The following is a 13,401-nucleotide window of genomic DNA, read 5'->3' as shown; positions in this document are numbered from 1 at the left end:
ATGAAAAGAGTAGTAATTACAGGAATGGGCGTGGTTTCGTCGTTAGGAACTGATGTAGCCACTTTCTGGAACAACATTAAAAATGGAAGAAGCGGCGCAAAAGCAATAACCCGTTTCGATACATCAAAGTTTAAAACACAATTCGCATCACAGCTGCCCGATGATTTTCATACAGCGCAGTATCTGGACAAAGGCGAAGTAAAACGTAATGACCTGTTTACTCAGTACGCCCTCATTGCTGCTAAACAGGCTATCGAAGACTCAGGATTTGACATTAATGCGATGTCACCCTATGATGTGGGTGTAATTTTCGGGTCGGCACAGGGTGGTTTTGAGACTTTCGAGCAGCAGATCAAAGAGTATTCAGCAACCAATCATGAGCCGCATTTTAACCCGTTCTTTATTCCCAAAACGCTGGTTAACATGGCATCAGGGTTAATATCCATAAAGTATGGCTTAATGGGTATTAACTTCACCACAGTATCGGCCTGTGCCAGCGCCAATAGCGCCATTATGGATGCGCTGAACTACATACGTTGGGGAAAAGCCAAAATTGTTGTTACTGGTGGTGCAGATGCGCCTATAACCGAGGGCTCTATTGGCGGGTATAATGCGCTAAAGGCCTTATCAACCCGTAATACCGATCCAGAGGCGGCTTCAAGACCGTTTGATGTTGAGCGCGATGGTTTTGTGATGGGTGAGGGTGCAGGTGTATTGGTATTGGAAGAGTATGAGCATGCGAAACAACGCGGTGCAACCATTTATGCAGAAATTGCAGGGTCGTCGATGACTGGGGATGCTTACCACATTACTGCAACACACCCCGAGGGTAAAGGAGCTATTAAAGCAATGGAGCTGGCTTTGCAAGATGCCGGCTTAACACACAACGACGTAGATTACCTGAATGCCCACGCTACGTCAACCCCGGTTGGTGACATTAGTGAGGCAAAAGCTATCTATTCCGCCTTTGGCGACAGTGCCAAACTCTCGGTTAGTGCTACCAAATCCATGACGGGGCATTTACTGGGTGCTGCCGGTGCGGTGGAGGCTATAATTTCTGTAAAAGCAGTAACCGACAACTTGGTGCCGCCTACTATTAACACCACTACTTTAGACTCCCAATTGCCTGTTGGCCTGCGTATAGTAACCGGCGACGCTGTAGAAAAAACCGTTAATATAGCCATGAGCAATACCTTTGGTTTTGGTGGCCATAATGCTGTAGTGGTATTTAAAAAGGTTTAGGTAATTCGAGATTTGGATTTATTTGAGGAAAAGCCGTAACGCGGCTTTTCCTTGTCCAAAACAGTGAATCTCACTTTAACAGTATTTCCGTTTGCATCTACCAGTGTAAGTATATGCTTGCCGGGCGGCGCTGTTAGGGCCATTTGGTGATAATCATGCGTTACGCCCAGGTATTGGTTATCCAAATGCCAAAACACTTTTATGCCTGGTTGCCTATGTGCAGCGTTACATATCATGCGGCCGCGTGTACCATCAGCCTCTATGGGTATGTATATTTTGGCGTCATCTTTAGGATAAATAATTTCTATAGGCTGGCCTTTATCGGCTACGGCACAATCGCTCCTAAATGGTGGCAAGGTGCGGTACTGATAATTGCGGGCTTTATAATAATATTCCATAGACGGTGGCAGAACAAACCATTTTTGATGCACCATCTGTTCTGGTGATTCGCAATCGGTAGTTACCTGCCACTGCCGGGTGGCATCCAGATGAACTAATTGGTGGTAGGGGCACACCGGCGATTTCAGTCCGCCGGAAGGCACCCACATTTGTGCTATATGTTCGCAGTATTCACCTGCACGGCATCCGCTTTCCTTGCATACATCAATCTTCACCATAGCGTTTACCGGTGCTTTAAACCAATCGCGTGCAACGGGTAAAAGCCTGAAGATCTCGAATAATACAGGTGCGGCAGTGTTAATGCCAGTTAGGTCGGGCCTTCCTTCGCCAGTGGTGTTGCCCACCCAAATACCCACCACATATTTGGGCGTAACACCTATAGCCCAACCATCTCTAAAGCCAAAACTGGTGCCGGTTTTCCAGGCTATACGCTGAGTTGAGGCGAACTGCTGCCAAAGCATTTCTTCGCCCGGTCGCATCACCTCTTCCATCGCTTGAAAAGTGTAGTAAACTGAACCGGCATCCAACAATCCATTTTTTTCGGTTGGTTGGTTTAACGGGGCTGCTTGGTAAACAGGTGCATGATAATCAGCAGCTGAGTAACGATTGTTTTGATTATAATGATTAAGCACCCGGGCCATACTGGCATAAGCACCAGATAATTCCCACAGCGTATTTTCACATCCGCCTAAAATAAGCGATAAGCCATAGTGGTCTGCCGGCTGGTTGAGCGTAGTGATGCTCATTTTTTTAAGCACCTCGTAAAAACGTTCGTACTTGTACTTCTGCAACATTTTTACCGCAGGTACATTCAAGGAACGGGCCAGTGCTCTGGAAGCCGGCACTGCACCATCATAACCCAAATCAAAATTTTCGGGATGGTAACCGGCTATTTGGGTTGGTATATCGGGTACGAGTGTATTAGGCAAAATGAAGCCATCGTGTAACATTGCTGCATATAACATGGGCTTTAGGGTACTGCCCGGGCTACGAGGCGCATTGGCCACATCTACATTGCTCTGCAGACCCTCATCTGCCGGGTGAAAAATGTTGCCGGCATAGGCTAATGCCTTGCCCGTTTCCACATCGAGCACAACAGCTGCCAGGTTATTGATTTCATTGGCTTTCAAAATACGATGATGACGTTCTAAAATGGCCGTTACCTGTTCTTGTAAACCGGCTCTCAAAGTAGTTTTGATACGGGTGTTAAATAATGATTGTGGTGGATGCTCGGCCTTAAAACGTTCTAATAAGTGAGGGGCAATTTGTGGAAGTTTTAAGGGCTTATCGGGCATCGGTTCAAGTTTGGACAACTCGGCAGTGCTTTGGTCGATGATGTGTTTTTGAGCTAGTTTGTCCAGCAAAAGGTTGCGCTTTTTTAATAACAACTTACGGTTTTTACCTGGGTGTACCAGCGAGGGGGCATTAGGCAAAACTGCCATTGCTGCCATCTCTCCCCAGGAGAGCTTATCGGAACTGCGCCCGTAATAACGCCATGCTGCTGCGTTTAATCCAATAACATTGCCGCCAAATGGGGCATTGCTGGCATACAGGGCCAATATTTCTTCTTTACTATAGGTAAGTTCCAAGCGCAGCGCCATTACCATCTCAATCATTTTGTTCCAAATGGTACGACGGTGGTGGGTAGCTAAGCGTATCACCTGCATAGTAAGCGTGCTGCCGCCGCTGCTTACTTTCTGGCTCTTTAAATTTTGACGGATCGCCCTCCCAAAAGCCAGCACGTCTACACCCGGATGGTGCCTGAAGCGCTTGTCTTCGAAAGCAATGATACATTCTTTAAATTTATCGGGTACGGCTTCGTCATACGGAAAACGCCACTGCCCATCGGCCGCTATGGCTGCGCCCAAAAGCTGCCCTTGCTCGTCGTCAATAACATAAGATGTTGGTCGTTTAAAGAGCGGCTTAGGCAGGCAAAACCAAAACGCAGTACAAAGGAATAATATAACAGCCAAAGGTATGTATACCTTTGGCTGCTTAAGCGTATTTTTGAATGCTATGTTGCACCTAACGGAAGTGTGCATTTCTGAATTATTCTTCATTTACTGCGCTATGTCAAAAAATCTCATAGCCGTTCAAAACACAGTTTATAACACTAGTCATGTCATTTTATTACCTCAACCCACTGGCCGCTTTGTAGCGCATTAACAGAAGTGTCATACATAGCTTCACAATAGGTGGCAGGTAGATAGAACCTGCCCGTGTAAGATGCGTTCAACATTACATAATATGTTACCTGCTGGTCTTCCCTCAAGCTAAAATAAGTATTAACCCTGTCGTCCCTAATGTCTCGATAATCAGCCGGAGACGATTTGAATACTTCGTCATTGTTCATCATACGGGTATTTAAAATTTCCCAACCTGATGGAAAGATTTGTGTAAGCGCCATATTAGCGTAAGCACCTCGTTGTCCGGGGTTCTTTATTATTACCTGCGCCGCAAAATCGGTTCCTTGCTTTAGCATGGTCGGATCTATGGGTTTGCCGCTAAGGGTATAGTAATTGACCTGCATCTGCAAAATATCGGGATTAATGTTAGATGCTACCGCCTGGCCCAGTGAAGGCGTGCCTTGTTGTATTAAACGGAGGTATAACAAGTTCTTACCCTTGTTTTTAATAACTGCCCGGCCACCGTTAGCAGCGATAGAAGATTGCCATAAGTAGTTTTGGGCGTTTACAGTATTTTTGATACTTCCGGCTTGTAAATCAAATTGCAAGCGGTTGCCTGTTTTGTTTTGCCCGCAGTATTGCGCTATGGCGAGTAGTGAATAAGCAGTGGTTTGGGTGCTGTACCAACTATCGCGAGATAGTTTGGCGGCAACACTGTAAACCATGCGCGATGCTTTTGCCCGTTGCCCCAGCAGCGTCAATGTCTCCAGTATCATTGCCTCGTCGCGCAGATCGGAACCGTAGGTATAAGCCATTTGCTTGTACGGCTTAACCATTGTTGGTAATCCGGCTATAAGCCGCAGGCCTGCTTCGGGCTGGCCGGCCATCTGGTAAGCTGCTGCCAAACGCCACTTAGCCTCCGGACTAATGTATTTAAACTCTTTAAGCCGGTTCATGGCACCCAGCTCGGGCGCACGAGCCATAGCCAGCAGGTACAAACGATAAGCCTGTATTAAACCCGAGTCGAAGAAATCGTGCGGATCTGGCGACCAGTTTAACGCTTTTTGTTTTTGAAACTTTTTCCACTGTTCTAAAAATCCAACCGGTAGGTTATAGCCCTTTGCTTGGGCCGACAGCATAAAGTGTCCGGCGTAGTTAGTGCCCCACTCATCGGCTTCGCCGCCATCAGGCCAGTAGCTTAGGCCACCGCTTGGTACCTGGAATCCGTTTAACCGGCTGATACCATTTTTGATGTTGCTTTCAGCTTCCGCTTTCTGACGCGGAGTTAAACTAATCAGCTGACTTAAATATAACTGCGGAAAAACTGCGGATGTAGTCTGTTCAACGCAACCATGCGGATACTGCACCAGATAGCTTAAGCGTTTAGTTAGGTTAAGGGCAGGGATGGAGGACACCTCAAGCGTGGCCTTATTAGTGCCGTTCATGCCTATGGCGGTGTAAGTAGTGTTCCATACCTCGCCCGGTTTCAATTCTTTTTCAATAATATGCGTTATAGGCGGGTTGGGGTTTCGTACATTGAGTGCCACATCGTAAGCGGCAGTTTCGCCTCCGCTTTGTGCAATAATTTTTACTTTGCCTACGCCCACAAAATCCTTCACGTTCAAGTCAAATGAAACTAACTGGTCGCCCGGCTTATTGAATGTGACAGTTTTTTGATAGCTACTGCCCGGGTTACTGAATGCATTGGACTGAACTTTAATGCTCACGGTTTTTATATTATTTTCCATGGCAAAAACGGTGATTGGTAACTGAACCTTTTCTAACGGCCCCAGTACACGCGGCAGTGTGGCCAGTATCATCAACGGCTTTTTAACTGCCACTGCCTTTTCGGTAAAACCATATGCACCGTTGTGTCCCGCAATTACCATTGCCCTAACCGAGCCTATATATTGTGGCAGGATAAATCTACGTGTCTGTTTTTCGCCCTTGCCCAAGTGAAAAGGCCCCAGGAACTTAACCACAGGCTTAAAGCGGTTTACCGATACGTTTTTACCATTGCCAACGCCGCTACCATCGCCGCCTATACTTAATATGCGTTCCAGGCCTCCGCCAAAAGCACCAATTACATAATCAAACAGGTCCCACGTTTTTACACCCAGTGCTTCGCGTGCATAAAACGCACTGTGAGGGTCGGGCGTTTTAAAGTTGGTTAAATCAAGCAAGCCTTCATCAACCAAGGCAATGGTATAGGTCATTTCTTTGCCGGACGACTCTGAAACGGTTATTGCCGACTGGGTTTCCGGCCTTAACTTATCTGGCATAGTGATAACCGGCTTCAATATGGTGGCAGGATCTTCTACCTGCAGGCCAATGGTGCCGTACATGCGTATGGGTAAATCGTTTAATGTTTGGGCATGTTTTTGCAACAGCGTAACCGTTGCAAATATGTTAGGTGCCATGCCCGGTTCTAATTTAAACCTGTAGCGCGTTTGGCCCCGCTCGGTGCTTATCCAATCTGTTTTAATAACGTGGCTGCCATTTTCAATACTAATCAAAGCCCTGCCATTGGCACCAGTTGGTATAGTAAGCGTAACCTCTTCGCCAACTTTATAAGTTTGCTTATCGGCCGTGAACGATAACATAGCTGCCTCGGTTGGGTTGCCCTGTTGCAATCGTTCAGACCAGTTTGGCCAATCAACGTAAATTACCTTTCCTGTAGCATGCCCCGTTACGGGGTCTTTTATTCGTACCAGGTAACGGCCCCAGTCATTTTTATCAACTCTTAGGTTCCATTTACCACGGCCGTTGGTAAGCTGCACCGTCTGAGTGGTAACCAATTTGTTATACTGGTCTTGCGTAAAGTTACTTAATTCGTCACCGGTTTCGTCCCACCACCAGCGCCAGTGTATTTTGTAAACCTCAACTTCTACATTGCGCACACCTGCAAACAATAAGCCTTTGCTATTTACATCTACTATATCAATCGTATTATCCTTGTCGGTTTCCAGCATGCCTGTCATAGCACTTCCTTCGGGCGTTTTAATGCCCACGTAGCCGCTATAAACGTTGTAGGGCATGGTTACCTGCTGTATACTGAAATTACCACCAGGCTCAAACACCTTCACCAAAAAGTTAGCCCTTAGCTGCCCGGGTGCTTGCTTTTCTATATTTATATCAGCATTAACAGGCGCGTTACCTTCAGCATCTAAGCGGCCATCAAAAATGGTTTGCGTTTGTGTGTTGAAAGCCAGGGTAGGGTCGTCAAATTCGTAATCTTCCAGCTTTTTAAACCTGGTTTTTTGTGCAGATACAAATGCATCAACCTTGGCTTTCAAGTTTTGAGCAATACCGCCAAACAACCAGCGCGCATTTAATGTGCCGCCAGTGCTGCTACCTTTTGTAAGTTCGCGTTGGTTACCGAATGACAGGTTTAGCTTAAGGCGGTTAGGCATAATGGTCTCTACCTTGATGCTTTTTTCGAACACAGCGCCGCCAACCTTCACTTTTGCTGTCCAATTACCGGTAGGAGAGCTGGTGGCTGTAGCGGTGTGAAAGCTGTAAAATCCATCCAAGGCCTTATTGCGTGTAAACCGGGTATAAAGCTGCCCTAACGGGTTGTATAGCTCAAACTCAACCGGATGATCTTCTGGAATCGTTTTGAGCTTATCTTCTAAGATGAAAGAAACGAAAATAGAATCACCGGGGCGCCAAACGCCGCGCTCACCATAAATAAACCCTTTTAAGCCTTTTTGTACCTGCTCACCACCTACGTTGAAGCGTGTAAGAGGTAAGGCTCCGGCGTCATCAAGCTTCAAGTAGCCGCGCTCGTCGCCATTTTTAGCAACCAGCAAGTACGGCTTGCGTTTTAGATTGAACTTTGCTAAACCGTCTCCGTCTGACGTGGTAGTTGCAATTACCTGTTTCTGGTAATCAAGTAGCTCAAGCGTTACTTTGCTCATAGGCTGGGCATCCATAATATTGGTTACCGCCACAACCATACTGTTATCGCTACCGCGCTTGGCAATCAAACCAATGTTTGAGGCAAGTATGTTTCGGGTAGCCCACCGGTCCTGGTTATAATAAGATGTACTGCAGGGGTCGTCACGCTCATCCCACTTGTAGCCAGTGGGGTAAAAATTATCATACCGGCTCCAAAATTCATCATCCTCGTCAATACCTGAGTTGTTGTTGCCATAGTCACTTTCTTCCTCATATTCCTCATTGGAGTCTTCATCAGCCTGCGTTTTAATTGTTGCCTGGGCGGTTTTGCAATTGTACAATGAATACTCTTGCCTGAAACCTATCACTACACGGTATATGGCTCCCGGCTCCGTACGCATAAGGTGATCCACATCCAGCATAAATCGGTTCTTTTTACCCAGGTTAAGGCCCTTGTCATCGTCCAGTCTGATAGTTTTTTGGAGTACGGGTTTGCCTACCTGCCTTAGCTGGTAATTACCATCAAAGCCATTATTTTGAAAGTATTGCGGAATGTTATTTTCATATATTTTCACAATGCTTACGTCAACCGCCTTGAGGTTAACGGCCTCAAAAGGCATTAACAGGCGTCCTGAATCTGGTAAAATGACGCCCTTGCCCGGAATGGTGACTGAGGGCAGGCGGTTTTCGAAAAACACATTAGCTGTAAAACCTCTGGTGATTTTTTTATGCGTAATGTCTTCAATTCCATCATTGGCAAAAGCGGTGTAATTGCCCTCCAGGCGGTTCGGTGCATATATTTTAATGGTACTGCCATCAATAGTGTAAGCTGCATCTGCAACATTGCTAATACCGGTTAAGCCGTTCAATTCCTGGCCTACCATAATTGGGTTGGATAGTTGGATCAGCACAAACTGTTCCTGATCTTGCAGGGCTTTTATAGCAAGCACTTTAAAATCACCAATTTTGGGTATTTCAAATTCGGTGCTTTGTGTATCGTCAATATCCAGCGGCTGGCCGTCATATTTAATAACTAATTGTGTTGGGTTGCTAGCCGAGCGCTTAATATTATTGATGGTAAATTGATGAATGCGTGTAGCCTCGTTATGCTGCCAGGTAATAGGTGTAGCCGATGGATAATTAACGGAGATCATCTTTTCCACCTTAGCCGGATCTTCCGTATCTGCAGTTTGTATGTTACCTGTGAACTTCATTTTATCTAATGAAGTGTTTGTTGCAGTTTGTAAGCCGTCAAAATCTACTTTAAAATCGGGCTTAATGGTTTCAAAATTGAATTCGAAATCGTCCAGTTCATCGGGTACATCTGTTATTTTACTAAGGGCGAAGGAGACATCATAGCTTTTGTTTGGAATTAACGCTTGTTTTGGCTTAAATTCAATAGTCTGGGCATCAACCCAGTAAGCGTTTCCGTCTACCGATGGCGAAAAATCAAAAATTCCATCCTTAATCTCCTCGTTTTTGGCATGGCTGGTTTGTACTTGGTTGGATAGTTTAATGCGGATGACGCTTTGCCGGGATATGACGCCGGTTGTGTAAGATTCAATATATTTTGAAAACTCAGGATTAATTTTCTTTTTATGCTTTTGCCTGATAACTAAAATACCGGCGATTACCACGGCGAGCACCAGGCCAGCGGCCAGTAATCGCTTAACGAGTGGTGAAAGGTTTAAGCTAAGTTTCATGTAGGTAAGGATGAGAATACGGCTGAAATGTATAAAGTATTTATATGGAAAACAATAGTTGTAAGCTATTGGAACAAATTAATTGTGCACCATAATCTGCAATCGATTACGATTTTTTTGCCCCGTGCCTGAACTTAAATCCCTTGCATGAAATGTATTGAGCTACGCAGAAGAAGAAGATAATAAAAGAGTATTCTCTGTTATCAAAGGTCGCGCAAGCATTACAAACCTGCACAAGTTATATTTCCCTGCCTCTTAACCGTATAGGGCGGCGCAAATAGAGACAACGCATGGGTGCCGGTAAAAAAGTAAAAAAAAGTTCATTGTTAATTAAGCGTATCACCTATTAGTTAAACCCCTCGTTTTGTGCTTAAAATACAGCATAATGCAAGTTATGGCTTGTGATTGAAGTGTATCAAATTATTTATAAGTGTTTGTTTTACAGTATATTATGAGTTATTTTCTCTTGTGGGTTGTGAAAAAAGCTATTATGTTTACATCGCCAATTATGATGATTTAAGCATCAGCTTTCTACCAGATTCAGAAAACAGTAAAGAAATGACAGGACTTGACAGTCGTCTTGTCTTACTGCTATATGTTCTAAAACAGCTTGCTTGAGAATAATAAAACCAATTGCTAACCATTTAAAATGATCGACATGAAAACGCTCACGTGCAACACCGGCTAACGCTTGTATGCTTCCAAAAACCTCCAACCTCAATTAAACCAACCTTCGGAATGCTACAGAAAACATTCACGATAAAAAAATTAAGAGATATGAATAAAAGATGTACTAAAACATTTTTATTGAAAAAACTAAAATTGGTACAGGCAAAAAGCCTCAGCCTGGTAGGGTTCATACTGCTGGTGCAATTGCTCGCCATTACCAATTACACTTTTGCACAAACTGCAATTAAAATAACCGGGACAGTAACAGACAGCAAAGGCGATGCTTTACCTGGTGTTACCGTAAAAGTCAAAGGCTCAAACGGTGGCGGCAACACTGATGGAAATGGTAAGTTCAGTTTAACTGTTCCAAATGCCAATGCCACTTTGGTTTTTACCTATGTAGGCTTTAATACATTAGAACAAGCGCTTAACGGCCGAACTTCCGTAAGCGTAAAACTCCAAGAATCAAGCACGGCATTACAAGAAGTTGTAATATCGACAGGTTATGGCGGCGTACAAAGAAAGCGCGATATAACCAGTGCAATATCTACTGTAACCGACAAGCAAATACAAGAACGTCAGCCGTTAAACCTTTTTGATGCCCTGCAAGGGCAGGCAGCCGGCGTTTTGGTAATTAATGATAACGGCGAGCCAGGCGCAGAAGGTTCAATCACCGTTCGCGGACCGTCTACTTTTTCGTCGGAAGGGCAGGGTACTAACCCATTATATGTTATTGATGGTGTAATTACACAAAATGCATCGTTGTTAAATCCTAATGATATACAAAGCGTTGAGGTGCTTAAAGATGCGGCTTCAGCTGCTATTTACGGTTCACGGGCAGCCAATGGTGTAATACTGATCACCACCAAACGTGGTGTTGAAGGTAAAACCCGAATTGACCTTCAGTACACTTATACTATTGGTAAACTGGCTCACTTTATACAAACCGCCAATGCAGCCGACGTACGTTACTATCGTAGATTGCAAGGTGGCTTAACACCTGGTTACGGAAGTACCTTAGTGGATTCATTGAACCCTGGCCAAAACTCTGATAATGACTTACAGCGTTTAGTATTAGGTAACACCAGTCGCCGCCACGACGTGAAGTTTTCTATAGGTGGTGGTCAGAAAAATCTTACCTATGCCGCCAGCTTCAACTATCTGGACGATGCCGGAACGCTTACCAACACCTATAGTAAGCGAATTCAATCTCGTGTTAACGTGGATTATCAGTTCCTTAAGTTTGTAAAGTATTCAGGTAATATTTCTTTTTACAGGCAAACGGGTAATTACTCAAATTTTGGTAACCAGATCAGACCGGCGTTTGACAGGCCTTCAAACTACCTGCTTTATTATCCAAACGGCGAGTTAACCAGCTATATCAATGGTAAGCGTAATCCTATCGCCAATGCGCTTTATGAGGAAAACACAAGGGAAGAATATCGTACGCAGTTTGTTAATTCTTTAAACTTTGATCTTACAAAAGACTTAAAGTTGACAACAACGCTTAACACGCAGTTGGATAACTCTGAGGGTATAAGCTTTTCGCCCCGTTCCGTAAATTCTCAGGATCAACAAACCAATTCATTGCGAAACAATATTTTTCAAAGATTTTATTACGAGGCACAGGCATACTTAAACTATAATAAAACTATAGCAAAAGATCACAGCATCTCAGCAACACTGGGTGTATCTCGTGACCGTGTGAGAACAGATACTACTAACCTGATAGCGGCTAATATCGTGTTCGAAAATATCCGGACCGTTCCCGGCGCTAACCTTAACGGCCTTCGTTCACAACGTGTGCGTTTCGTACCTGTTTCAACCGGTTCTTACTTTGGCCGCGTAAACTATAGCTACAAAGGTAAATATATTTTACAGGGTGTGTATCGTAATGATGCATCATCAAGATTTGGCCCTGCAAACCGTTCTGGTGGTTTTCCGGCAGCATCAGCAGGATGGCGTTTTACTGATGAAAAATTCTTAGGCTTCACTAAAAAGTTTTTAGATGATGGAAAGATTCGTTTTAGCTATGGCAAGGCAGGAAATGACCCTATAGGGGCTTTTGATGCGGTGCCATTAGTGGACATAGGCAGTGATATTTATAACAAAGTTGCGGGTATTGCACCTACTTATAACCTGGCTAACCCAAGTTTAAGATGGGAAACTACCACAACCAAAGATTTAGGTTTAGACTTAAATTTTCTGAAAGGGCGTCTTACTGCTACTATCGATGCTTACATCAGAACTACTAATGATTTGCTTTACAACCGCCAGGTGCCTAAAGAAACCGGTTTTACGGTACAGCGTGTAAACGTAGGCACCATTCAAAATAAAGGTTTGGAATTTGTATTGAGTGGTAATGCCATCAGAACAAAGAACTTTAACTGGACCATTAACGCTAACGCCTCGCTTGAACGCGGTAAAATTGTAAGTTTAAATAATGGTGAAAGTTTTGTTGCTACCGGTTCTGGCGGTGTAAGCGGTGGTAACGCACGTTATCTTGTAGCCGACGGACTACGTATTGGCAGCTTTTATGGCTGGAAAAACCTTGGTATTTACCAGTATGATGCGTCAAATGCTTATACACCAGATGGGCAACGGTTAACGCCAATAGGCATAACAGCAGTAACCACTACACGCGGCGGGCCTACAGCCACCAGCCCGAATGGTAATGCCGGCGCAACAGTAGCCAGCAGTTATCAGCTTAACGGTCAACCTTATTCCGGACAAGTTGTACGTAAAAAAACCAGCGGCGGCGCTGTGCTGCTTGGTGGTGATACAGAGTGGGAAGACGTGAATAATGATGGTATAATAGATGATAACGACCGCCAGGTAATTGGAAATGCACAGCCAGACATATATCTGGGCTTTGTGAATAACTTTACCTACAAGCAGTTCTCCCTATCTTTTATTATCAATGCTACTTTGGGCGGGCAGGTTTACAACCAGTTTAAACAAAACTTAACCAATTTTGCCAATGCCGGCGGCCCTTCGTTGCCAGAAGCTATTTATGGTGCCTGGACGAAACAAGGCGATATTGCAACCTATCCATATTACCCTGATAAAGACACGCGTGGCAGCCAGCGTATAGGCGGCAACAGCTACTTTTTAGAAAACGGAAGCTTTGTGCGTTTATCAAATGCTCGTTTAACTTACCGTTTCGATTCAAAGTTGGCTAATAAGTTCTTCACCAAAAATCTTTCCCTGTATATGTATGGTATCAACCTGCTTACCTGGACAAACTATAGCGGTTTCGACCCTGAATTTACGCCATCAAGTGGCTTAACTCCAGGAGACGATACAGGAAGATACCCCAAGAGAAGAGAATTTGGATTTGGCCTTAATGTGGCATTTTAAAA

General features: G+C 44.5%; 4 protein-coding genes. 2 read left to right on the top strand and 2 right to left on the bottom strand.

Annotated features, from left to right (window positions below):
* Nucleotides 1-1,242, top strand: a complete 1,242-nt coding sequence (fabF, locus tag ABDD94_RS12805; protein ID WP_345952572.1) for a beta-ketoacyl-ACP synthase II — start codon at nt 1-3, stop codon at nt 1,240-1,242.
* Here the strand turns inward: fabF and pbpC are convergent.
* Both pbpC and ABDD94_RS12795 read right to left on the bottom strand, forming a co-directional pair.
* Entirely contained in the window at nt 1,239-3,701 is a 2,463-nt protein-coding gene (pbpC, locus tag ABDD94_RS12800) for a penicillin-binding protein 1C (RefSeq protein ID WP_345952571.1), read from the bottom strand. The genes fabF and pbpC overlap by 4 nt on opposite strands.
* Before the next feature lie 62 nt (nt 3,702-3,763).
* Nucleotides 3,764-9,370: an MG2 domain-containing protein gene (locus ABDD94_RS12795; protein WP_345952570.1), complete on the bottom strand. Its 5,607-nt coding sequence runs from the start codon at nt 9,368-9,370 to the stop codon at nt 3,764-3,766.
* Nucleotides 9,371-10,177: 807 nt separating this feature from the next.
* Between ABDD94_RS12795 and ABDD94_RS12790 the strand changes: the two genes are divergently transcribed.
* Nucleotides 10,178-13,399, top strand: coding sequence for a TonB-dependent receptor (locus ABDD94_RS12790; protein ID WP_352432870.1), 3,222 nt, complete (start codon nt 10,178-10,180; stop codon nt 13,397-13,399).
* Nucleotides 13,400-13,401 lie beyond the last annotated feature (2 nt).

The organism is Mucilaginibacter sp. PAMB04168, assembly GCF_039634365.2.
Taxonomy (GTDB): domain Bacteria; phylum Bacteroidota; class Bacteroidia; order Sphingobacteriales; family Sphingobacteriaceae; genus Mucilaginibacter.
The sequence above is the reverse complement of the archived record's forward strand: the minus strand, read 5'-3'. Positions and strand labels throughout refer to the sequence as shown.